This is a genomic window from Streptomyces sp. 840.1 (genome assembly GCF_003751445.1).
Lineage (GTDB): Bacteria > Actinomycetota > Actinomycetes > Streptomycetales > Streptomycetaceae > Streptomyces.
The window spans coordinates 1,223,190-1,245,144 of the sequence record NZ_RJUU01000001.1 but is presented as its reverse complement, the minus strand read 5'-3'; the positions used below and the strand labels follow the sequence as shown (position 1 = coordinate 1,245,144).

Below are 21,955 nucleotides of genomic sequence, written 5' to 3'. Positions count from 1 at the left end.
GCTTATGTAGCCAGTGGACACTGGCTTGATCGGCGGGTGCTCGCGGAGGGCTCCTGTGGGGACTGTGAAAAGCCGTTACCCACGGGTACCCAAAGCATCCGGCTGGACGTACTCTCGCCCTCATGACGGACTTGCAGGCCTCCACGCCCACCCCCGCCGCCGGTGTCGGCACCAACCCGGTGGCCGCGGCGCCCGCGGGCGTGCGCACGGCCGCCGACGTCGTGACCCCCGAGGTGATCGCGCAGCTGACCCGCGGCGTCGCCGGCTCCGGCCGTACGGCGAACCACACCCCGTTCACCGGGGAGAAGCTGGCCGACCTGCCGGAGTCCACCCCCGAGGACGTGGCCGCCGCCTTCGAGCGGGCCCGTGCGGCCCAGCCGGCCTGGGCCGCGATGCCCGTCCGGGCCAGGGCCGCGGTGCTGCTGCGCTTCCACGACCTGGTGCTCGGCCGCCAGTCCGAGGTCCTCGACCTCATCCAGCTGGAGACCGGCAAGGCGCGGCTGCACGCCCACGAGGAGGTGCAGGCCGTCGCCGTCGCCGCCCGGCACTACGGCCGCAAGGCCGGCTCGTACCTGCGGCCGAGGCGGCACACCGGTGTCGTACCGACCCTCACCAAGGTCACCGAGCTGCGCCAGCCGCGCGGTGTCGTCGGCCAGATCGCGCCGTGGAACTACCCCCTCGAACTGTCCGTCGGCGACGCCCTGCCCGCGTTCGTGTCCGGCAACGCCGTGGTGATGAAGCCCGACACGGAGACCGCGCTGACCGCGCTGTGGGCCCGTGACCTGCTGATCGAGGCCGGGCTGCCCGCCGAGGTGTTCCAGGTCGTGCTCGGTGACGGACCGGTGGTGGGCCCCGAGGTCGTCAAGCACGCCGACTACGTCTCGTTCACCGGCTCCACCCGTACCGGCCGCGAGGTCGCCCAGGGCGCCGCGGCCCGGCTCGTCGGGGTTTCGCTGGAGCTCGGCGGCAAGAACGCCATGATGGTCCTGGAGGACGCCGACGTGGAGAAGGCCGCCGCGGGCGCCGTCCGCGCCTGCTTCTCCTCCGCCGGCCAGCTCTGCATCTCCATCGAGCGGCTGTACGTGCACGAGTCGGTCGCGGACGACTTCCTGGCGCGGTTCGCCGCCCGCACGAAGGCCATGCGGCTCGGCAACTCCCTCGCCTACGGGGCCGACATGGGCTCGCTGGTCGGTGAACGCCAGCTGGAGACGGTGAGCCGGCACGTCGCGGAGGCCGTCGAGAAGGGCGCCACGCTCGTCGCGGGCGGCGTCGCCCGCCCCGACATCGGCCCGCTGTTCTACGAGCCGACCATCCTCGACGGCGTCGAGGCGCCCATGGCCGTCTGCACCGAGGAGACCTTCGGACCGGTCGTCTCCGTCTACCGCTTCAGCGACGAGGACGAGGTCATCGCCCGCGCCAACGCCACCCCGTACGGCCTGAACTCCAGTGTCTGGACCAAGGACGGCAGGCGCGGCCACCGGGTCGCCGCCCGGCTGCGCACCGGCACGGTCAACATCAACGAGGGCTACGCCCCCGCGTACGGCAGCGTGCAGTCCCCGATGGGCGGCATGAAGGAGTCCGGCCTCGGCCGCCGGCACGGTTCCGAGGGCATCCTCAAGTACACCGAGGCCCAGACGGTCGCCCAGCAGCGGCTGATCCCGCTCGCCCCGTCCTTCGGGATGGACGACGAGAAGTACGCGGCGTTCATGAGCCTCAGCCTGAAGGCGATGAAGGCCTTCCGGCTGCGCTGATCCGCCCCCGCACCACCGCAGCATTTCTGTCCTTTTCGTACGGAGGAGTGCCATGTCCCAGGACAGCCCTGCCCAGAATCAGGCCGGACCCGGCGGTGCGGCCGACGACGACGCCGCGTACGACTACGACGTACTGGTCGTCGGCTCGGGCTTCGGCGGCGCTGTGTCGGCCCTGCGGCTGAGCGAGAAGGGGTACCGGGTCGGCGTCCTGGAGGCGGGCCGCCGGTTCACCCCCGCCACCCTGCCCAAGAACAGCTGGGACCTGAAGAACTACCTGTGGGCCCCGGCGCTCGGGCTCTTCGGCATCCAGCGGGTGCATCTGCTCGGCAAGGTGATGGTGCTGGCCGGCGCGGGGGTCGGCGGCGGTTCGCTGAACTACGCCAACACGCTGTACGTGCCCCCGGCCCCGTTCTTCGAGGACCGCCAGTGGGCGCACATCACCGACTGGCAGGACGAGCTGAAGCCGTACTACGACCAGGCCACGCGGATGCTCGGGGTCCGGCTCAACCCGACGACGACCCCCTCGGACGTCCATCTCAAGGCGGCCGCCGAGGCCATGGGCGTCGGCGACACCTTCCACCTCGCCCCGGTCGGTGTCTTCTTCGGCGACGGCAAGGACGCCGACGGGACGGCGCGGGCCAGGCCCGGCGGCACGGTCGCGGACCCGTACTTCGGCGGCGCGGGCCCCGCCCGCAAGGCCTGCACCGAGTGCGGCGAATGCATGACCGGCTGCCGGCACGGCGCGAAGAACACCCTCAACGAGAACTACCTCCACCTCGCGGAGAAGGCCGGAGCGGTCATCCACCCGATGACCTCGGTCGTCGCGGTCACCGACCACCCGGAGGGCGGCTACCGCGTCACCACCGTGCCCACCGACCGCCGCCGGAAGGCGAAGCCGACGCGGCTGCGCGCCCGCCAGGTGGTCGTGGCGGCGGGCACGTACGGCACCCAGACCCTGCTGCACACGATGAAGGACCGGGGGCTGCTGCCCCGGCTTTCCTCCCGGCTCGGGGAGCTGACCCGGACCAACTCCGAAGGGCTCGTGGGGGCGCAGACCTCCGACCGGCGCTACCGCAGGAAGCACGGCACCAAGGCCGACTTCACCCGGGGCGTCGCCATCACGTCCTCGATCCACCCCGACGAGAACACCCACATCGAACCGGTCCGCTACGGCAGGGGATCCAACGCGATGGGCGGGATGACCATCCTCCAGGTCCCCTACGGCACCCACCGGGTGCTGGGCTGGCTCGGCAACATGGCCAGGCACCCGGCGCTCGCCGTGCGCTCGCTCTCCAACCGGCACTGGTCGGAGCGGACGATCATAGGGCTCGTCATGCAGTCGCTGGACAACTCCCTGACCGCCTACCGCAAGCCGGGCGGCATAGGGAAGGGCCTGCTCACCGCCCGGCAGGGCCACGGCGCGCCCAACCCGACCCAGATCGCGGAGGCCACCCGGAGCGCGACGCTGCTCGCCGACGAGATCAACGGCTTCGCGGGCTCCAACATCGGCGAGCTGATGGGCACCCCGCTCACCGCGCACTTCCTCGGCGGCTGCCCGATCGGCGCGAGCGCCGAGGAGGGCGTCATCGACCCCTACCACCGCCTGTACGGGCACCCGGGCATCTCGGTGGTCGACGGTTCGGCGGTCTCCGCCAACCTCGGCGTCAACCCGTCGCTGACGATCACCGCGCAGGCCGAGCGCGCCATGTCCTTCTGGCCGAACAAGGGCGAGCGGGACCCCCGCCCGGCGGCGGGCGGGGCGTACGAGCGGCTGGCGGCGGTCGAACCGCAGGCACCGGCCGTTCCGAAGGAGGCGTTCGGCGCGCTGAGGCTGCCGTTCCTGGGGATGCCCGCGATGCCGCCGAAGGAGTCCGGCCGGGCCTGAGGGCCGGAGGGGCCGCACGCGCAGGGGACAGCAGAAGGGGCTGCACCCCCCTCCGAGTGCAGCCCCTCATGCTCTACCGGTGAAGCCGAGTTACGGATGCGACCGGTGGTTCTGGTTCCGCATGCATGACCTGCAAGGTGGCCCGATGGTTGTCCCGGAGTTCACGGAATCCCTGTGTGACGTCAGTCACGTCGGTGATGTGGGCGTTCAGTGATGTGTGCGACCGGTGATGCGGGTGATCCGCGATGTGCTCGTTCCGTGATCCGGAGCCGCGCAACTATTCACCCGGGCCCGTGGTCGTACCCTCGTCGCCGCAACGGCGATCACTCAGCTCCTCACGACCCGGAGAGCCCGCGATATGAGAAGCACGACCCCGAGAGCGGCTCTGCGCAGAGCCGCGGGTGGATTCGCCGCAGCCGGTCTGCTGGCCGCCGGATCTCTCGCCCTGACCGCTCCGGCAGAGGCGGCAGTCCCCGAGTTCACGCTCGGCGGTCCGGCCGGGACCGCACTGTATCCGTATCCGGCGACGGGCGCCCCGCAGAAGGCCTCCCTCGAGTTCACGGTCAGCAACCCGTCCGAGGACGAGGAGAACGGCGCCTTCCAGGGCGAGTACACCGTCCGCTTCGACCTCAGCGGGATCAAGGGCGTCGCGGACGTTGCCTTCGACAAGGAGGCCAGTGGCGACTGCACCGTCACCGGGACCAGTGCCGTCTGCCACGACTGGGGCATCTTCCCCGGCCTGAGCACGCTCGCGGAGCTCGACGTCACCGCGGCGAAGGGGAGCGCGAACGGCGACACGGGCGCCATCGAGGTCACCGCCGAGGCGGACGGGGCCACGTTCACCTCGTTCACCGCCCGGATCGGCATCGGCGGCCCCGACCTGTCGATGGAGCGGCTGCCGTTCAGGCAGGAGCTCAAGCCCGGCGACACCCAGCCGGTGCCCATCACCTTCACGAACAACGGCACCCGCGCGGCCGACGGCCTGCTGCTCACCCTGCGGTACACCCGCGGCATGGAGTTCACGGAGCGGTACCAGAACTGCGAGTACAGCGAGTCCGAGCTGGGCATGGGCAGCCCCGGCGCCTGGACCACCGCCCTGTGCACCTTCGACGGCAGCTACGAGCCCGGCGTCGCCTACACGCTCGCCGAGCCGCCCGCCATCAGGGCCACGCGGCGCGCCCTCTACGACTCGTTCCTCTACCGCATCGAGGAGGGCGGATCCGCCGCCCGCGCGGCGCAGCGCGCCGGTGCGCGGTTCAGCCCCGGCAAGGGCGCCACGCTGGCCCTGCACAAGGCCCCCGCGGCACTGACGGCCGACCTGGACCCGAGCGACAACCAGCAGGACGTCGACTTCCGGACCGACAACACCGCCGACTTCGAGGCGTACGGCGCCCGCGCGAAGGGCGCGGCCGGCGACTCCGTCGAGGTGACGGTCGGGTTCCGCAACCGGGGACCGGCGTGGATCGGGAACATCCGCTCCGGCGAGGACGTCGCCACCGTCGATGTCACCGTGCCCGAGGGCGCGTCGGTCGTCTCCAAGCCGGACCTCTGCCGGGGTGTGACGGCCGACGGGGAGTACCGCGAGAACCAGACCGGCGCCCCGCGCTACTTCTGCTCCACCCCGATGTCCGTCCGCGAGGACGCCGACTTCGCCCTGCCCTTCGAGCTGAGGATCACCGAGGTGGTCGAGGGCGCGTCCGGCAAGGTCGTGGTCCGCAACACCTCCCTCCGGGACCCGGAGCCGGCCTTCGACCCCGAGCCCGCCAACAACAGCGCCGCGCTGGTGCTGAACGCCAAGGACTCCGGCACGGGCGACCCGGGCGCCGCCACCGGCGACGGCGACGCCGGTTCGGGCGGCTCGGCGGGCGCCACCACAGGTTCCACCGGCTCCACCGGTTCCACCGGGGGTCCGGGCGACTCCGGCGGCAGTGCGCCGGGCGCCACGGGCGGTTCGGCCGGCTCCTCCTCGACGGGTGACGCCACCGGCGGCGGCTCCGGCGGCGGCCTCGCCGCCACCGGCTCCGTCGCCCTGATGACCGGCGCCGCGGCCGCCGTCGCGCTGGTCGCGGGCGGGGTCCTCTACACGGTGTCCCGCCGCCGCGCGGTCCGCTGAGCCGAGGACACGGCTCAGGCCGTACGGCAGCGGACGGAAACGAAGAGCGGCCGGCCCCGGGCGTCCCCGGAGCCGGCCGTTCCCTGGAGGGTCCGGCCCCTGGGGGCTGGCCCTCCGGGTGACCGGGCTGCTGTCCCCTGCCGACCGGTCACGCACGCCGGTGCGCGGTCCCACGGCGTACCAGCGGTACGCCACACGCCCCGGCGAAGCCACGCGTGGTTTCGTTCCACAGCCGCCCCTGGCTGGCACGGACAACGGGACCAACGAAGCCGCGACGGGCCCGGTCACGCGCCGTACGGGTGAGACCCCGCCCGAACTGGGATACGTCCGTACAGCCCTGCGGCGCGTCACACGCGGCCGCGGCACAGCTCCAGCAGCGTCATCGCGAGGGAGGTGCCCGGCTTACCGAGCGCGTCCCGGTACTGGCCGAGGATCTCCATCTCCCTGGAGAGGTTCACCCGGCGGCCCCCGGAGGTGATCCTGGCCTCCTGGATGACCGAGGAGACGGCCATCCGTTCCTGGACGAGACCGATGATCCGGTCGTCGAGGGCGTCGATGCGCGCACGGGCGTCGCCGATCAGGGACGCGGCCTCCTCGGTGTGCGCGCCGGTCGCCTCGGCGGAGGTGGCGGGGCGGGCTGCTGCGGTGCTGCTCATGGCGGGTCTCCCGGGTAGCTGCGGCTCCCCGGGGCCGACCGGGCCCGGAACGCCAGAACGCCCCGGGCCTGTCGGCCCGGGGCGCCTGGAACGATGCTTGTCAGTTGCTCAAGCAGCACGACCATGGCAGCCGGCGGGCCGGGTGCCATAGGTAAAGACGAAGATCGTGTGCTGACGCATGGCAGACAGTATGGACCCGCTCCGGGCCGGGGCTCGCACCGGGCCCGGATGGTGAGACGGGAGTCCGGCGGGGCGATGGTCCACGGCCGGTAGAATCGGAAGAACCGACCCCCTCTCCACCGCCGGAAGGCCGCCCCGTGCCAGCAGCACCCCCCGCCGCCCCCGACACCACCACCGACGTGGTCCTCGTTGTCGACTTCGGCGCGCAGTACGCCCAGCTCATCGCCCGCCGCGTCCGTGAGGCCCGGGTCTACAGCGAGATCGTGCCGTCCACGATGCCGGTGGCCGAGATGCTGGCCAAGAACCCCCGCGCGATCATCCTGTCCGGCGGCCCCTCCTCCGTGTACGCGCAGGGCGCGCCCTCGCTCGACCGCGCGCTGTTCGAGGCCGGGGTCCCCGTCTTCGGCATGTGCTACGGCTTCCAGCTGATGGCCACCACCCTCGGCGGCACCGTCGACGACAACGGTGCCCGCGAGTACGGCCGCACCGCGCTCGCCGTCTCCAAGTCCGGCTCGACCCTCTTCGAGGGCACCCCGGACCAGCAGTCGGTGTGGATGTCGCACGGCGACGCCTGCTCCGCCGCCCCCGAGGGCTTCACCGTCACCGCGTCCACCGACGTCGTGCCGGTCGCCGCCTTCGAGAACGACGAGAAGAAGCTCTACGGCGTCCAGTACCACCCCGAGGTCCTGCACTCCACGCACGGCCAGCAGGTGCTGGAGCACTTCCTGTACCGGGGCGCGGGCATCGAGCCGAACTGGACGACCACCAACGTCGTCGAGGAGCAGATCGCCCTCATCCGCGAGCAGGTCGGCGACAAGCGCGCCATCTGCGGGCTCTCCGGCGGCGTGGACTCCGCCGTCGCCGCCGCCCTCGTCCAGAAGGCCATCGGTTCCCAGCTGACCTGCGTGTACGTCGACCACGGGCTGATGCGCAAGGGCGAGACCGAGCAGGTCGAGAAGGACTTCGTCGCCGCGACCGGCGCGAAGCTGAAGGTCGTCGACGCGGAGAAGCGCTTCCTGGACGCCCTGTCCGGCGTGTCCGACCCGGAGCAGAAGCGGAAGATCATCGGCCGCGAGTTCATCCGCGTCTTCGAGCAGGCCCAGCTGGAGATCCTCCAGGAGGACGGCCCCGAGGTCGCCTTCCTCGTCCAGGGCACGCTCTACCCGGACGTAGTCGAGTCCGGCGGCGGCACCGGCACCGCCAACATCAAGTCCCACCACAACGTGGGCGGGCTCCCCGACGACATCGAGTTCCAGCTCGTCGAGCCGCTGCGCCAGCTGTTCAAGGACGAGGTCCGGATGGTCGGCCAGGAGCTCGGGCTGCCCGATGAGATCGTCCAGCGCCAGCCCTTCCCCGGCCCCGGCCTCGGCATCCGCATCGTCGGCGAGGTCACCAAGGAGCGGCTCGACCTGCTCCGCGAGGCCGACGCCATCGCCCGCGAGGAGCTGACCGCGGCCGGCCTGGACCGCGACATCTGGCAGTGCCCGGTGGTCCTCCTCGCGGACGTCCGCAGCGTCGGCGTCCAGGGCGACGGCCGCACCTACGGCCACCCGATCGTGCTGCGCCCGGTCTCCTCCGAGGACGCCATGACGGCGGACTGGTCGCGGCTGCCGTACGAGACCCTCGCCAAGATCTCCACCCGCATCACCAACGAGGTGGCCGACGTCAACCGCGTCGTCCTCGACGTGACGAGCAAGCCGCCGGGCACCATCGAGTGGGAGTAACCCCCCACCCGGTACCCGCCGCGATGCCGCCGCCCGTTCCCACGGGCGGCGGCATCGCCGCGTTCCGGGCCGGGCCCGCCCCGAATCGGTCCCCGATCCCTCTGGCCACCTGCGGCAACCGGCGGTAACTTCCGATCCCGTACGCCTGATCCCGTACGTCAGGGAGCCCCGAGGAGCCGCCATGCCCGAGCCCACACCCATACCGGTGGACCAGCTCCACTTCGCGATGCCGCCCGTGCACGCCTCCCTCCACGAGGAACGCACCCACCGCAAGGAACGCCTGGCCGGAGCCCTGCGCCTGTTCGGTGAGTACGGGTACGAGGACGGCGTCTCCGGGCACATCACGGCGCGGGACCCGGAGTTCACCGACTGCTTCTGGGTCAACCCCTTCGGCGCCCCCTTCGAGGGGCTGCGCCCGGACGAGCTGATCCTGGTCAACGGGGAGGGGCAGGTCGTCGAGGGCCGCCACCACGTCAACCAGGCGGCGTTCGCCGTCCACGCCCAGGTGCACCGGGCCCGCCCGGACGTCGTCGCCGTCGCGCACACGCACTCGGTGCACGGCCGCGCGCTGGCCGCGCTGGGGGAGCTCATCGAGCCGATCACCCAGGAGTCCTGCGCCTTCTACGAGGACCACGCCCTCTACGACGCGTACACCGGGGTCGTCGTGGACGAGGACGAGGGACGCCGGATCGCGGCCGCGCTCGGCGCCCGCAAGGCGGTCGTCCTGCGCAACCACGGCCTGCTGACCGTGGGCGACTCGGTGGACGCGGCGGCCTGGTGGTTCCTCACGCTGGAGCGGTCCTGCCAGGTGCAGCTGGCCGCGCGGGCGGCCGGGAAGCCGGTGCTGATCGAGCACCGGGACGCGCTCGCCACCCGGGAGCAGCTCGGCAGCGACCTGGTCGCCTGGATCAACTACCAGCCGCAGTGGCAGCGCATCGCTCGAACGTTCTGACGAACCCACCCGCCCGATGCGCCCCGATGCGGTATCAGCCCGCCCGGTACGGCACAATTCGCAGCGATCACAGCTGAGTTGGATCGACCGGCAGCTGTACAGAGGCGGGAAAGGGCGGCGTTCTCCGTGGCGTTGGACGAGGCACGACAAGGCGCGCACGGCGGTGGCTGTACGTGCGGCGACTGCCCGCACGGAGCGCGCGAGGGACACCGGCGCGCGGTGGCCGCCTTCCTGGCCAAGCGGGACGAACTCGCCGCAGGTCAGGGGCTGCCCGCCGGGGTCGCCCGGTCCGCCTCCGCGACCCGGCAGTGGGTCTCGGACGAGCTGACCCAGTCCGCGCGCGCCGTCGCGGACCGGGGCCGCGAGGAGGGCGACGCCTGGCTGTACCGGGTGTGGCAGCGCACCCTGGTCACCGTGTGGGGCGCCGTAGCCGTACTGGCCGTCGCCGAGGCCGCCACCGCGATCGGGGCGGGCTGGACGCACGCCCGTACCGCCGGACTGGTCGCCGGACTCGTCACCGCCGCGACTCTGACCGCAGCCGCCCACGTCCACCGGGAGCGCGGCGGCCTCCTCGCCCCGCTCATCGGTGAGGACAACCGGCTCTCCACCTCCAGGGCGGTCGCCGCGTCCTGGGTGCTGCTCGCGGTCTTCTCCGTGCTCGTCCTCGCGCTCCAGCTGGCGGGCGCCTCCGGCCACGCGCAGCGCGACGCGCTGATCGAGGGCCTGGACCTGGCGCGCGGCGCCGGGGTGGTGAGCGTGCTGGCGCTGGTGTGCGCCATCGCCGTGGTGGTCAAGCGCGTGGTGGGCGTACGGGTGCTGTCCGGGCGGCTCCAGAAGCTGCGGGCCGACCGGCCGCGCGCCGCCGACCTGCTGACCGACGACGCGGGCCGGGGCGCCTTCACGGACGTGCAGTACGTGCTCGTGTCCACCGTCGCGGTGCTCTTCGCCGCCGTCCGCCTCGCCCGGCGGCCCGAGCAGCTGCCCGATCTGCCGTGGGGCCTTGCCCTGCTGGTGGGCGTCTCGGCGGCGGCGTACTTCGCCGGCAAGTACACCGAGTCCGGCCGGCCCGTGGTCCTTTCGGTCGTCAGGGCCCGGGAGGCCGGCGATCTGGACGCCCCGATCCGTACCGGCGACGACATCGAGATCCGGGGCGCGGGGTTCGTGCCGCCCGGCGCGGGGGCTCCCGACCGGCTGGCCCGGATGGTCGTCCGGATCGGCGCGGTCCACGTCCACGTGCCGCTGATCCCGGTCCCGGGCGGCTTCGCCAACCCGAGCGACACCGTGCTGACCGTGCCGGTGCCGGTGGAGGTGGAGCCGGGGGTGGTCGAGGTGCAGGTGGTCACGGCGGCGGGCACGGAGTCCAACCGCGTCGAGATCGACGTGACCGACTGAGACCCGCCGCCCATCGGCCCGGGGCCCGCTCCGGGGCCCTCGGGGCACCGGGAGCCGGCCGCGCGCGAGGTCGTAAGGTCTGGTGACGGGTCGAACGGTCCGGCGAGGGTCGAATGGCCCTGTGGGCGGGGCCGGCGGTCCGCCGCAGGGCTGCGGAAGGCGGGACAACCATGCACTACGGCATGAACGGGCGCGGTCTTGGCGAGCCGAGGAGCCTGCGGGAGCTGGCACGGGAGCACGCCCTGCTGCCGCTGCGGATCTTCCTCGGGGTCACCTTCGTCTACGCCGGGCTCGACAAGCTGACCGACAGCGCCTTCTTCCACACCACCGGCGCCGGCTCCATCGGCGAGACGATGAACGCGGTCCGGGACTCCGCAGCGATCCCGGCCCTGGTCGACCTCGCGCTCAAGAGCCCGTCCGGCTTCGGCTACGCCATCGCGATCGGTGAACTCCTCGTCGGGATCGGGACGCTCCTGGGCCTGTGGACCAGGATCGCCGCGCTCGGCGGTGCGCTCATCTCGCTGAGCCTGTGGCTGACCGTCAGCTGGCAGGCCGAGCCGTACTACCTCGGCAACGACCTGATCTACCTCATGGCCTGGCTGCCGCTGCTGCTCGGCGGGGCCACGTCGTTCTCCGTGGACGGCGTTCTCCCGCCCCGGCGGCGCCGGATCCGGTAGGCCGCCCAGGTGGTCAGGACGGAGACCCAGAGGCCGGCGGTGAACAGCGCGACGAAGAACGTCAGCGGGGCGTGCCAGGCGCCTGCGGCATCCGCCGCGTAGCCGGCCGCCAGGCCCAGCATCACCAGGCCCGCCACCGCCCGTCCGGGCCGGATCTCATGACGCAGCACGGGTGACCTCCACCTGTCCGATGCCGACTTCCAGATCGAGTTCCACGGTGCCCGCCGTCCCGCCGCCCGACGCGGGCGGCAGCGTCCGGTGCTCGTTCTCGGAGACCCTGATGTCCACGTCGTCCTTTCGCGATCCGCCGCCCGGCGCCTCGCCCGGCAGCCTGATGTCGCCGACACCGGCGCGCGCGCTCAGCCGTACGGTCACCGCCGCCGGCACGCGGACCACGACCCGGCCCGCGCCGACCTCCACCCGGGTCGTGAGCGTGTCGCCCCTGGGCACGGCGACCCGGGTGAGATCGAGGTCCGCCACCCCGGAGCCCACCTCGTAGCGGGGCTGCACCGCGGCCACCGTGGCCGGCCGCCACTCCTGGCGCACCCAGTGCGCGGTGATGTCGGCGGGCAGCACGGACGCACCCGCCAGCAGGCCTGCGGTGATCATCGCGAGCAGCACCGTGCCGAAGCCGGTCCGGCCCACGAACGCGCTGACCAGCAGCCCCGCCCCGAACACCGCGAGCGCGGCGGCCAGGCCGATCTGCAGGCTCAGCCCCAGCGGCTGGGTGTCCCAGTTCGCCCTCGCGCCGACCACGCCCGCCAGCACCGCCAGCAGGAAGACGGCCCCCGCGATCGACGTCGCGTCCGGGTCCTGCCGCGATGTGCGGGGCGTCCGGAACGGGCCGGCCGCCGTCGCCCCGCGCGGCCCGGCCGCCCGGCTGTCCGTCGCCGTGTCCGCCGGTCCCCAGAGATAGCCGGAGCCCAACGGGCCCGTGGTGCCGTCCTTGATGATCGGGTCCCGCCACCAGGACGGGCTGTCCGGCCGGGGCGGCGCCTTCACCTCGGGCGGCGCGTCCGAGACCGCCTGCGCGGCCGCGGGATGCAGGGGGCCCTGCGGATCGGCGGTCCTGCGGTGCTGCGTCCACACCGAGAAGCCGATCACCGCGAGGGCCAGCATCGCGGAGAACGCCAGCGTGCCGCCGTTGCCCAGCATGGACAGGAACAGGCCGCAGCCGACCAGCGCGAACAGCACCGCGATCAGCGAGGCCCCCTCCACCCGGCCCGACAGCAGCCGGCGCGCCTCGTTCTCCTCCTCGCCATCCAGCGGGACGAGCAGCCACGCGAAGCCGTAGAAGATCAGCCCGAGCCCCCCGGTCACGGAGAGCACCCCGAGCACGATCCGGAAGATCACCGGATCGACGTCGCAGTACCGGCCGAGGCCGCCGCAGACCCCGGCCACCACCTTCTGCCGCGAGCTGCGGTGCAGTCGCCCGCCCGGCCCGGCGGACGGTACGGCGCCGGGCGGCGCATCCTGGGGAACGGTCATGGCTCCATGGTGACGGGCGGCGGGCCCGTCCGGCACCCGCCCCGACCCTGGACGAACCCTGAGATCACCCCCGCCGGACCCTGAAGGGACCGTTCCGGGCACCGGCCCCCTCCGTCCCGGCTCTCCGCACGGGTCCAGCCCGGCTCTCCGCCCGGCTCTCAGGGTCGAAGTGGGGGCCGACCCTGATGCCACCGGCCGCACCCACGTGTGACGATCGGGGCATGCCAGCCGCCACCACCCGAGCCGCCAGCTCCCTCAACCCCGATCCGGAGGAGCCACCGCTGCGCAAGCTGTACCGCAGCGCCGACGGACGGCTGCTCGGCGGCGTCGCACGCGGTCTCGCCGGACACCTCGGGCTGCCGGTCGCCTGGGTGCGGTTCGTCTTCCTCGGACTGTTCTTCGCGGACGGCCTCGGCGCGCTCCTGTACGCGGTGTTCTGGATCGTCGTGCCGCTCGGCGTCGGCGGCGTGGACAGCCCGAGGTCCGTCTTCGAGACCGCCCCCGACGGCAGGCGCCGGCTCCGCAAGCCCGACCGGGGCCAGGTCTTCGCCCTCGTCGCCCTGCTCATCGGCGCCGTGATCTTCGTCGGCAACGTCGACATGGGGAGCAAGGCCGACCGCTACATCTGGCCGACCCTGCTGATCGGCGCCGGTTCCGTCCTGGTCTGGCGGCAGGCCGACAACGCCCGCCGCGCCCGCTGGATGGAGGTCGGCAGCCGCCGCCGGGTCCTCAACCTGGCCCGGGGGCTCGCCGGAGTCGCCCTGGTCGGCCTCGGCCTGGCCGGCTTCATGGTGGTGCGCGGCTCCGCCGCCCAGCTCGGCAACGTCCTCACCGCGGCCATCGCCGTACTCACCGGCATCGCCCTGCTGGCCGGTCCCTATCTCGTCCGGATGACCCAGGACCTCTCCGAGGAACGCCTGATGCGCATCAGGGCCCAGGAGCGCGCCGAGGTCGCCGCCCATGTGCACGACTCCGTCCTGCACACCCTCACCCTGATCCAGCGCAACGCGGAGGACCCGGGCGAGGTGCGCAGACTGGCCCGCGCCCAGGAGCGCGAGCTGCGCAACTGGCTCTACAACCCCGAGGGCACCGGCAAGGACGAGGACGACGAACCCGAGACCCTGGCCGAGGCCGTCAAACGCGCCGCAGCCGAGGTCGAGGACAAGCACGGCGTCCCGCTGGAAGTCGTCGTCGTGGGCGACTGCCCGCTCGACGAGAAGCTGACCGCACAGATGCAGGCCGCACGCGAGGCGATGGTCAACGCCGCCAAGTACGGTGGCGAGGGCGGCGCCGTACAGGTCTACGCCGAGGTCGAGGGCCGCACGGTCTTCGTCTCGGTGCGCGACCGGGGGCCGGGGTTCGACCTGGACTCCGTACCGGGGGACAGAATGGGCGTACGAGAATCAATCATCGGCCGGATGCAGCGCAACGGCGGTACCGCCCGGCTGCGTTCGGTGCCCGGCGGGGGCACGGAAGTCGAGCTGGAGATGGAGAGGACGAGCGATGAACGGGACCACTGAGGCGACCGGGGGCCACGCGGACCCGGAGCGCCGGGTACGAGTCGTGCTCGTCGACGACCACCGGATGTTCCGGACCGGCGTACAGGCCGAGATCGGCCGCACCGAGGAGACCGGCGTCGAGGTCGTGGGCGAGGCCGCCGACGTCGACCAGGCCGTCACCGTCATCACGGCGACCCGCCCCGAGGTCGTCCTCCTGGACGTGCACCTCCCGGGCGGCGGCGGCGTCGAGGTGCTGCGCCGCTGCGCCCCGTTCATGGGCGCGGTGGAGAACCCGGTGCGCTTCCTCGCGCTGTCCGTGTCGGACGCCGCCGAGGACGTCATCGGGGTCATCCGGGGCGGCGCCCGCGGCTACGTCACCAAGACGATCACCGGCGCCGACCTGGTCGACTCGGTCTTCCGGGTGCAGGACGGCGACGCGGTGTTCTCGCCCCGGCTGGCCGGCTTCGTCCTCGACGCCTTCGCCTCGACGGACGCGCCGCCGGTCGACGAGGACCTCGACCGGCTGACCCAGCGCGAGCGCGAGGTGCTGCGGCTGATCGCGCGGGGCTACGCCTACAAGGAGATCGCCAAGCAGCTGTTCATCTCGGTGAAGACGGTCGAGTCGCACGTCTCGGCGGTGCTGAGGAAGCTCCAGCTGTCCAACCGGCACGAGCTGACCCGCTGGGCGACGGCCCGTCGGCTGGTCTGAGACCGGCGGGCCCGCCGGCTCAGGCCGGGTCGAGCGAGATGTTCAGCTTCTCGCCGACCCTGCGGTAGCCGATGCCCGCGTAGATCCGTTCCACATCGGCGTCGCCCGGCTCCAGCCAGACCACCCGGCAGCCCTGCTCGAAGGCGGTCGCGGTGAGCCGGGCGGAGAGGTCGGCGCCGATGCCGCGGCGCCGGAACTCCGCGGCGACGGCCAGGCCCACCAGCTCGCTGAGGCCGTCGACCGGCACCGAGCAGCCGCCCGCGCCCGCCGGGACGCCCTCCAGCGTGGCGAGCGCGGCGACCCCGCCGTTCGCCGCCGCGTCGCGCAGCCACTTCGCCTCGCCGCCCTCGGGCTCGCCGGTCCCGCCGTACCCCAGGTGCTGTACGAGGGCGGCGGCGTCGAACTCCGCGGCCGTGATCGGTTCGGCCGTCACCAGACCGTCCACCGGCTTCGGCGGCAGCAGGCCGCCGGGCGCGCAGGCCATGACCGGGGCCCGGTTCTCGACGGTGAACCCGGCTGCGAGCAGCGCGGGTTCGACCGCCGGCGCCCAGCTGGGCAGGTACTCCAGGCGCGGCATCCGGTCCCGTTCACGGAAGCCCGCGATGAGGGCGTCGATGTCCTCCGGTGCCGGTTCGGCGCCCTGGTCCGGGATCGCGTAATTGGCGTACTTCAGCGACCAGTTCACGTTGTGGCGCACCGTGAACGGGCCGACCCGGTAGTGGTCCGGGGAGCGGAGGGCGAGCGTACGGGCATGGGTCTGGACGTCGAAGTCCATGGGCATGAGTGGGTGTCCCTCGGTCCGGTCGGTCGGAAGGTCGGGAGCCTATGCCACCCGGGCCGCTCCGGCGAAGGGCATTTCGTCGATCGGTGCGATGCGGACCGGGGCTCCGGGGCGCGGGGCGTGGATCATCCGCCCGTTGCCGATGTAGAGGCCGACATGGCTGATGCCCGAGTAGAAGAACACCAGATCCCCGGGGGCGAGTTCGGAGCGTGAGACGCGCCGGCCGGCGTTGATCTGGGTGTACGTGGTCCGGGGCAGCGAGACACCGGCGGAGCGCCAGGCGGCCTGGGTGAGGCCGGAGCAGTCGAACGAGGAGGGGCCGGTGGCGCCCCAGACGTACGGTTTGCCGAGTGCCCCGTACGCGAAGGCGACGGCCGAGGCGGCGCGGGCGTTGGGCGCCCGGTCGGAGCCGCGGGGGGCGCTGCGGTCGGCGTGACCCGTGCCCCGGCCGCCGTCGTCGGAGGCGTCGTAGGCGGCGCGCTGGGCGGGAGAGAGGCGGGCCAGCAGTTTGCGGGCCTCGGAGAGCTTGGACCGGACCGTCGCCTTGTGCTTCTGGAGATCGGCCTGGCGGGCGGTGAGCGCGGCCAGCTGCCCCGCCGCCTCGGACCGCAGCTGGGCCACGTCCGCGACCTGGCGCTGCACGGCGCGGAGCTCGTCGCTCCGGCCGGCGGCGGCCCGCTCCACGTACGAGGCGCGCTGCAGGTACTGGTCGGGGTCCGAGGAGAGCGCCAGCTGCAGCGACGGGTCCAGGCCGCCGGCGCGGTACTGCGCGGCGGCGTACGAACCCAGCTCCTCGCGCGAGGCGTTGAGCCGCTCGGTCCTGCGGGCGGCCTCGTCGCGCATCGCGTCGATGGCCTCGGCGGTGGCGGCCGTCTTCACCTTCGCACCGTTGTACTGCTCGGTGGCGACCTCCGCCTCCCGGTACAGCCGGTCCACCTGGGCCTTGACCTGGGCGGCGGACGGCGTCGGGTCGGCGTGCGCGGATCCCGGCAGCGCGGCAGCGGTCGCGGCCCCGGCGAGGGCGAGGGTCGCTGCGGTGCGGGCAGCAGAGCCGGTGTACGGGCGCTGCTTTGGTTTCCGGTGCGCGGCCACGAGGGCGGTGGTCCTTCCTGTCGACTGCCCGCCGGGGCCTACCGGAGGGCCCGCCCGGTCCGGCGGCGGGTCACCAAAAGGGGGAGCGGCCCGCCGCCGGATCTCTCGGCGGGGCGGCCGGACGGTGCCGTCCGGGTGCGGAGCGGCGGTGATCCGGTCACCTGGTAGGGACGCTAAACCCGGGGCACGGGGAAGAGTCGTAATGACGCTTATTGCCCGAATTTGGCGCTGCGTTGTTGTTGGGTGACCGGAATAATTGCACCAGAGTAAGGCAATTGGTGCATTCATGAGTCAAGCATCCAGTAAGCCTGACCTGGCTGCCGATGCCTGATATGGCCAGGGCTAGGGTGCGGAACCATGCGTGTACTCATCGATGTCTTCGTCGCCCTCCACATCATCGGGATCGCCGCCCTGCTGGGGGGTTTCCTCACCCAGATGAAGGCGATGGGCGCGGGGACGGCGCGGTTCGTGCCGGGGATGCTGCACGGCGCGCTGACCATGCTGGTCACCGGGATCGCCCTGGTCGGGCTCGACCAGGCCGACGACCACCCCGTGAACAACGTCAAGATCGGCATCAAGCTGCTGATCCTCGTCGTCGTCCTCGGGCTCGTCTACGTCAAGCGGGACGAGGAGAGGATCGACAAGGGCCTCTTCGCGGCGGTGGGCGGGCTGACGATGGTCAACATCTTCATCGCCACGATCTGGACCTGAGCACACCCGGCCTGAGTCCACCCGGCCTGAGCACACCCGGTCCGAGCACTCCGGGCCCGCGCGCCCGGGGCCCGAGCGCTCCGGGCCCCGGGCCCTCCCGCCGCGAGGGGCCGTCAGCTGCCGATGCCCTGCCAGAAGCCGCACCGGTGTTCCTGGGCGAGGTCGACCGGTTCCGTCCTCCCCGGTTGCAGCGGCTGGACGTGCCGCGCCGTGCCGAACCGGGGCCAGGGTGCCGCCCCGTCGCCGTTCGGGTCGCCGGTGTGTGCGAACCGGGCCCAGTAGCGCACCATCGTGTCGGCGAGCCGGTGCTGAGCGGCTGTGGCCGGACCGGGGAGCTGCTCGTCGTCGAAGAGGTACTGCAGCTCGCTGCCGTGGAACGCCCCGGTGGGGAAACCGGGCTTCTTGAGCGAGCTGAACCAAGGCGCCTCGTCGTCGCCGAACTCGTAGGCGTAGGTCGGCACGTACCGGTCCAGGGCCTGGTCCCGGTCGAGGACCGTGCACCCCCAGGCCCAGTCGCTGATGACGGTGGACAGCGCCTCGCCGGGGGAGTGGAAGCGGCCGGTGGGGTAGCGGGCCAGGACGCGGGCCGCGTCGCCCGTGCTGAAGAGTGCGCCGATCTGCTGCCGGTAGTCGGCCTCGGTCGTCGTGCTGCCGGTCACCGCTTCGATGGCCGCGGTGAACAGACGGTGTTCGTCCCTGGTCGTTCCCTGGATGACGGGCACCCGGTTGAAGCGGCCGGTGGCGAAGGCCCGTTCCGGGCTCACGGGCAGTACGCCGCCGCCGACCGAGGGCCCGGACCCGAGTCCGTAGTCGGACCACTTGAGGAGTTCCGGCACGGATGTGCCGCGCAGGCAGGTCGCCGCTGTCCGCAGGTCGGGGCAGCCGGCCTCGGCCGCCACGTCGAGCCCGTGCCGCTCGCGCTCCGCGCGTGGCAGCGGGAACCACGTCGCCGGACCCGGTGACCATTTGCGTCCCGCGCACTGGGCGCTCTGCAGGATCGCCTTCTGGAAGAGGCCCGCCGACCCCGGCGCCGCGAGGTGCGCGCAGACGCTGGTGCCGCCGGCGGACTCGCCGAAGATCGTGACGTTCGCCGGATCGCCGCCGAACGCCGCCGCGTTGCGCCTCACCCACCGCAGCGCGGCCTGCTGGTCCTCCAGGCCGAAGTTGCCCGACAGGTGCCTGGCCGCACCGTGGTCGAGCGCGGGATGGTCGAGGAATCCGAAGATGCCAAGCCGGTAGTTGAAGCTGACCACGATCACCTTGCCCGTACGGGCCAGGCGCTGTGCGTCGTAGAGGCTCCCGGCGCCGTTGATGTAGCCGTTGCCGTGGATCCACACCATCACCGGCAGCGCGCGGGCGCTGCCGCGCAGCGGTGTGGTGACGTTCAGATAGAGGCAGTCCTCGCTGAGGCTCTGCCGGTCGATGAGCCCGCCCGCCTGTGCGCACCGGCTGCCGGGTTCGGTCGCGCTCCGCACGCCCGGCCAGGACGCGGCCGGCCGGGGTGAGGCCCAGCGCAGCCGGCCGACCGGCGGGGCGGCGTAGGGGATGCCCTGGAACATCCGGGTGTCCCTGCCGAGGCGGCCCTCGACCGAGCCGGTGTCCGTCCTGACCACGGTGGCGGGCCCGCCACGGCCGTTCCCGGCGCGATGTGCGGCCTGCGTGCTTCCGGCCGCGCCGCTGATCATGGCGGAGCAGAGCAGAACGGTCAGCAGGGCCCGTAAGCGCGGCCGCACCGCGACCTGCGGTCCGCGCTGCCCCGGCGAGGGGGTCCGGCGTAGAGGATTCACAGCAGTTCACTTCCTCGAACAGTTCGTGTGGGGTCCACACTAATATAAAGTGTGAGGCACGCACGAAGTCAATGCCCCTGCGGACGGGGACATTGCGGAGGGGCATGGTGGACGGGACATGGAGATGAGCTCGATGCCGGCGGGTGACGACGATCGGCTGCCGCCCGGCCTCGCCCTGGCATGGGGGCTGCCCGTGAAGACGGGGCGGCTGGGCCGGAAGCCCTCGCAGAGCGTCGAGGGAATCGTCGAGGCGGCTGTCGGGCTGGCCGACGCGGAGGGCTTCGCGGCCCTGTCCATGCCGAACGTCGCGAGGCGGGTGGGGCTCACCGCCAACGCGGTCTACCGGTACGTCAGCTCACGGGACGAACTGCTGGTGCTCGCCGCCGAGGCGGCCTGGGGCCCGGCGCCGGAGCTGGAGACCGGTACGGAGCGGTGGCGGGCCGCGGCCACCACCTGGACCAGGGCGATGATCGAGCGGTGCGACACCCACCCCTGGCTGCCGGACCTGCCCACCCGGGGGGCGCCCGCGACCCCGAACCTGCTGCGCTGGACGGAGGTGCTGCTGGCGGCGCTCACCGGTGCCGGTCTGAGCGCCGCCGAATCACTGGGGTGCGCGCTGCTGCTCGACGGCTACGCGCGGCGCATCGCCAGTGCCCGCCGTGATGTGCGCGACAGCAGCGCGGCCCCGGTCCGGTCCGCCGCCGTGGCGCGGTTCCTGCGCCCGCTCCTGCACGAGCACGGATATCCGATTCTGGCGTCCATGATGTCGCGCGACGAATACGACGACGACATCGGCGACGACGACGTCGACTTCGGCCTGACCCGGATCCTGGACGGAATCGAGGTCCTGATCGCCCGACGGACGGGAGAGCCGCCGCCGACGACGAGCTGACGCCGGGCCGACGGCGAACCGACGGCGGACCCTGATCCGAACGAGAGGCCCTGATCCGGACGGAAGACCCTAGCCGGGGCGCACGCTCCCGTAGATCGGCATGTAGTAGATCGACTCCTCGCGCACGTTGGCCCCCGGCTTCGGCGCGTGGATCATCATGCCGTCGCCCTTGTAGATGCCGACGTGGCTGATGTCGTCGTAGAAGAAGACCAGGTCCCCGGGCTGCAGATCGTCCGTGGCGATCCGGGTGCCGACGTTCACCTGGTCCCAGGTGGTCCGCGGAATGGTGACGCCCGCAGCCTTCCAGGCCGCCTGGGTCAGCCCCGAGCAGTCGTACGAGGACGGGCCGGTCGCCCCCCAGACGTAGGGCTTGCCGAGCTGGGCCCTGGCGAACGCGAGGACCTTCTCGGCCTTCGTCGAGGCGCTGCTGTCCGAACCCGAACCCGAACCCGAACCCGAACCCGAACCGGTGCCGGTGCCCGTGCCCGAGCCCGTTCCGGTGTCCGAGCCGGTGCCGCTTCCCGCCTCCTTGGCCTTGCGGTCGGCCTCGGCCTTCGCGGCGGCCTGCTTCTTCGCCAGCTCCGCCGCCTTGCGCTTGGCCTCGGCCTTCTTCTTCTGCTCCAGCTCGGCCAGCCGCGCCTTCTCCTCGGCGGTCAGCTTCGACAGCAGCGTGCGCGCCTCGGTCAGCTTCGTCTGCACGTTCTGCTTGCTGGTGCGCAGCTTCGTCTGCGTCGCGGTGAGCGTCTCCAGGCTCGTCACCGCCTCGGCACGCTTCTTCGACGCCTCGGCCTGCTTCGTACGGAAGTCCGTGACGGCCTGCTGCTGGTTCGAGGCCATCCGGTCCATGAGATGGGTCTGGTCGAAGAACGACTGCGGGTCGTTGGCCAGGAAGAAGGTGGCGGTCGGCGCGAGCGCCCCGTCGCGGTACTGGGCGGCCGCGTAGTTGCCGAGGGTGCGGCGGGCGTCGTTCAGCTTGTCGGCGCGCTCGGCGATGTCGTCCAGCAGCGTGTCCACCTTGGTGCGCTGCTCGGCGGACGCCTCTTTCGCCTCGTCGTAGTGCTGGGTGGCGGTGCCCGCCTCCCGGTACAGGGCGTCGACCTTCTTCTGGACGTCCTCGATGCCGGGCTTCGGGGCCGGGGCCGCGAGCGCGCTCTGTGTGGACAGCAGGGTCACCGAGGCGAGTGCGGCCGTCGTGAACCCGATGGCGGGGACGCTGCTGCGCACCCGGGGGCGCGGTTTGCGATGCGATGCCAAGGCCGGCATCTCCTTCCGTGGACCGCCTACCGGGTTAGCTGTCGGGTTCGGGCGGAACGGAAGGCTGCCCTACGGTCCTATGGGGGTTTCGGACCGATTCACCCCGGTGCTGCGTGTGGGTCCCCGGTTCCGGACCCCTGGAGGCAGCCCGGATTCGGCGTGGACGCCCGCTCGGCGTGGTTCGCCTCTGGGGGTACGGGCCGTCCGAACGAGCACGCTAGCCAACTCATGGTGCCGCTGTGAAGGTTGATGTTCGATATGCCCGATACGTTTCCGTGACCTTATGGAAGCCGTAAGGTTCGGCCCGGCGCGGCGCGCGAGTTCCCTACGCAGGGTGGACCGGGCATCGCGGTGTGTGGCCCCGGACGGTGTGTTTTCCCATGCGGCTCCGGGGTGTCAGTGCGGCCGCCTA

Annotated in this window: 18 protein-coding genes and 1 riboswitch; of the genes, 11 read left to right on the top strand and 7 right to left on the bottom strand. The window is 72.4% G+C overall.

What is annotated here, in order from left to right; translation table 11 throughout:
- The first annotated feature begins 122 nt into the window (after positions 1–122).
- The 3 genes from EDD93_RS05585 (at position 123) to EDD93_RS05575 (ending at position 5,749) form a co-directional block, all read left to right on the top strand.
- Entirely contained in the window at positions 123–1,751 is a 1,629-nt protein-coding gene (locus EDD93_RS05585) for a succinic semialdehyde dehydrogenase (protein ID WP_123524123.1), read from the top strand.
- A 52-nt stretch (positions 1,752–1,803) separates the two neighbouring features.
- Positions 1,804–3,636, top strand: a complete 1,833-nt coding sequence (locus tag EDD93_RS05580) for a GMC family oxidoreductase N-terminal domain-containing protein (protein ID WP_123524122.1) — start codon at positions 1,804–1,806, stop codon at positions 3,634–3,636.
- Between the two features lie 358 nt (positions 3,637–3,994).
- The gene (locus EDD93_RS05575; RefSeq protein ID WP_123524121.1) at positions 3,995–5,749 is read left to right on the top strand and encodes a peptidase; all 1,755 of its coding nucleotides are present in this window, start codon (positions 3,995–3,997) and stop codon (positions 5,747–5,749) included.
- 347 nt (positions 5,750–6,096) lie between these two features.
- Here EDD93_RS05575 and EDD93_RS05570 read toward each other — a convergent pair whose 3' ends face one another.
- Positions 6,097–6,405 (bottom strand): chorismate mutase, encoded by a 309-nt coding sequence (locus EDD93_RS05570; protein WP_123524120.1) that lies wholly within the window; start codon positions 6,403–6,405, stop codon positions 6,097–6,099.
- 317 nt (positions 6,406–6,722) lie between these two features.
- On the opposite strand from EDD93_RS05570, the gene guaA reads away from it, so the two are divergent.
- The 4 genes from guaA (at position 6,723) to EDD93_RS05550 (ending at position 11,330) form a co-directional block, all read left to right on the top strand.
- Positions 6,723–8,309 carry a glutamine-hydrolyzing GMP synthase gene (guaA, locus tag EDD93_RS05565; protein ID WP_123524119.1) on the top strand — a complete coding sequence of 529 codons (1,587 nt, stop codon included), beginning with the start codon at positions 6,723–6,725 and terminating at the stop codon, positions 8,307–8,309.
- A gap of 181 nt (positions 8,310–8,490) precedes the next feature.
- Positions 8,491–9,261, top strand: a complete 771-nt coding sequence (locus EDD93_RS05560) for a class II aldolase/adducin family protein (RefSeq protein WP_123524118.1) — start codon at positions 8,491–8,493, stop codon at positions 9,259–9,261.
- A gap of 126 nt (positions 9,262–9,387) precedes the next feature.
- Positions 9,388–10,653, top strand: a complete 1,266-nt coding sequence (locus tag EDD93_RS05555; protein WP_185092218.1) for a hypothetical protein — start codon at positions 9,388–9,390, stop codon at positions 10,651–10,653.
- A 170-nt stretch (positions 10,654–10,823) separates the two neighbouring features.
- Entirely contained in the window at positions 10,824–11,330 is a 507-nt protein-coding gene (locus tag EDD93_RS05550; RefSeq protein ID WP_123524116.1) for a DoxX family protein, read from the top strand.
- On the opposite strand, the gene EDD93_RS05545 is transcribed toward EDD93_RS05550, so the two are convergent.
- Positions 11,237–11,500 carry a hypothetical protein gene (locus EDD93_RS05545; protein WP_123524115.1) on the bottom strand — a complete coding sequence of 88 codons (264 nt, stop codon included), beginning with the start codon at positions 11,498–11,500 and terminating at the stop codon, positions 11,237–11,239. The genes EDD93_RS05550 and EDD93_RS05545 overlap by 94 nt on opposite strands.
- Entirely contained in the window at positions 11,487–12,818 is a 1,332-nt protein-coding gene (locus tag EDD93_RS05540; RefSeq protein WP_123524114.1) for a PspC domain-containing protein, read from the bottom strand. The genes EDD93_RS05545 and EDD93_RS05540 overlap by 14 nt, the downstream gene beginning before the upstream one ends.
- Positions 12,819–13,039: 221 nt before the next feature.
- Between EDD93_RS05540 and EDD93_RS05535 the strand changes: the two genes are divergently transcribed.
- Positions 13,040–14,338 (top strand): ATP-binding protein, encoded by a 1,299-nt coding sequence (locus EDD93_RS05535; protein WP_123524113.1) that lies wholly within the window; start codon positions 13,040–13,042, stop codon positions 14,336–14,338.
- Positions 14,322–15,026 carry a response regulator transcription factor gene (locus EDD93_RS05530; RefSeq protein WP_073732601.1) on the top strand — a complete coding sequence of 235 codons (705 nt, stop codon included), beginning with the start codon at positions 14,322–14,324 and terminating at the stop codon, positions 15,024–15,026. Before EDD93_RS05535 ends, EDD93_RS05530 begins: the two co-directional genes overlap by 17 nt.
- Before the next feature lie 19 nt (positions 15,027–15,045).
- Here EDD93_RS05530 and EDD93_RS05525 read toward each other — a convergent pair whose 3' ends face one another.
- Together EDD93_RS05525 and EDD93_RS05520 are read right to left on the bottom strand one after the other, a co-directional pair.
- Entirely contained in the window at positions 15,046–15,807 is a 762-nt protein-coding gene (locus tag EDD93_RS05525; protein ID WP_123524112.1) for a GNAT family N-acetyltransferase, read from the bottom strand.
- Between the two features lie 42 nt (positions 15,808–15,849).
- Complete coding sequence (locus EDD93_RS05520; RefSeq protein ID WP_123524111.1) at positions 15,850–16,899, bottom strand: C40 family peptidase; 1,050 nt, start codon at positions 16,897–16,899, stop codon at positions 15,850–15,852.
- A 357-nt stretch (positions 16,900–17,256) separates the two neighbouring features.
- Between EDD93_RS05520 and EDD93_RS05515 the strand changes: the two genes are divergently transcribed.
- Positions 17,257–17,610, top strand: coding sequence for a hypothetical protein (locus EDD93_RS05515; RefSeq protein WP_123524110.1), 354 nt, complete (start codon positions 17,257–17,259; stop codon positions 17,608–17,610).
- A 113-nt stretch (positions 17,611–17,723) separates the two neighbouring features.
- Here the strand turns inward: EDD93_RS05515 and EDD93_RS05510 are convergent, their stop codons facing one another.
- Positions 17,724–19,397: a carboxylesterase/lipase family protein gene (locus EDD93_RS05510; protein ID WP_260255631.1), complete on the bottom strand. Its 1,674-nt coding sequence runs from the start codon at positions 19,395–19,397 to the stop codon at positions 17,724–17,726.
- Between the two features lie 118 nt (positions 19,398–19,515).
- Here EDD93_RS05510 and EDD93_RS05505 point away from each other — a divergent pair, with 118 nt between their 5' ends.
- Positions 19,516–20,289: a TetR/AcrR family transcriptional regulator gene (locus EDD93_RS05505; RefSeq protein WP_260255630.1), complete on the top strand. Its 774-nt coding sequence runs from the start codon at positions 19,516–19,518 to the stop codon at positions 20,287–20,289.
- A gap of 69 nt (positions 20,290–20,358) precedes the next feature.
- Here the strand turns inward: EDD93_RS05505 and EDD93_RS05500 are convergent, their stop codons facing one another.
- Complete coding sequence (locus tag EDD93_RS05500) at positions 20,359–21,552, bottom strand: NlpC/P60 family protein (RefSeq protein ID WP_123524108.1); 1,194 nt, start codon at positions 21,550–21,552, stop codon at positions 20,359–20,361.
- A riboswitch (cyclic di-AMP (ydaO/yuaA leader) is annotated at positions 21,551–21,713 on the bottom strand. Its footprint overlaps the gene before it by 2 nt.
- Positions 21,714–21,955 lie beyond the last annotated feature (242 nt).

Coding starts and splice junctions, on each gene's coding strand:
- EDD93_RS05585 (WP_123524123.1), top strand. CDS start 123: ATGACGGACTTGCAGGCCTCCACGCCCACCCCCGCCGCCGGTGTCGGC.
- EDD93_RS05580 (WP_123524122.1), top strand. CDS start 1,804: ATGTCCCAGGACAGCCCTGCCCAGAATCAGGCCGGACCCGGCGGTGCG.
- EDD93_RS05575 (WP_123524121.1), top strand. CDS start 3,995: ATGAGAAGCACGACCCCGAGAGCGGCTCTGCGCAGAGCCGCGGGTGGA.
- EDD93_RS05570 (WP_123524120.1), bottom strand. CDS start 6,405: ATGAGCAGCACCGCAGCAGCCCGCCCCGCCACCTCCGCCGAGGCGACC.
- EDD93_RS05560 (WP_123524118.1), top strand. CDS start 8,491: ATGCCCGAGCCCACACCCATACCGGTGGACCAGCTCCACTTCGCGATG.
- EDD93_RS05550 (WP_123524116.1), top strand. CDS start 10,824: ATGCACTACGGCATGAACGGGCGCGGTCTTGGCGAGCCGAGGAGCCTG.
- EDD93_RS05540 (WP_123524114.1), bottom strand. CDS start 12,818: ATGACCGTTCCCCAGGATGCGCCGCCCGGCGCCGTACCGTCCGCCGGG.
- EDD93_RS05535 (WP_123524113.1), top strand. CDS start 13,040: ATGCCAGCCGCCACCACCCGAGCCGCCAGCTCCCTCAACCCCGATCCG.
- EDD93_RS05530 (WP_073732601.1), top strand. CDS start 14,322: ATGAACGGGACCACTGAGGCGACCGGGGGCCACGCGGACCCGGAGCGC.
- EDD93_RS05525 (WP_123524112.1), bottom strand. CDS start 15,807: ATGCCCATGGACTTCGACGTCCAGACCCATGCCCGTACGCTCGCCCTC.
- EDD93_RS05515 (WP_123524110.1), top strand. CDS start 17,257: ATGCGTGTACTCATCGATGTCTTCGTCGCCCTCCACATCATCGGGATC.
- EDD93_RS05505 (WP_260255630.1), top strand. CDS start 19,516: ATGGAGATGAGCTCGATGCCGGCGGGTGACGACGATCGGCTGCCGCCC.
- EDD93_RS05500 (WP_123524108.1), bottom strand. CDS start 21,552: ATGCCGGCCTTGGCATCGCATCGCAAACCGCGCCCCCGGGTGCGCAGC.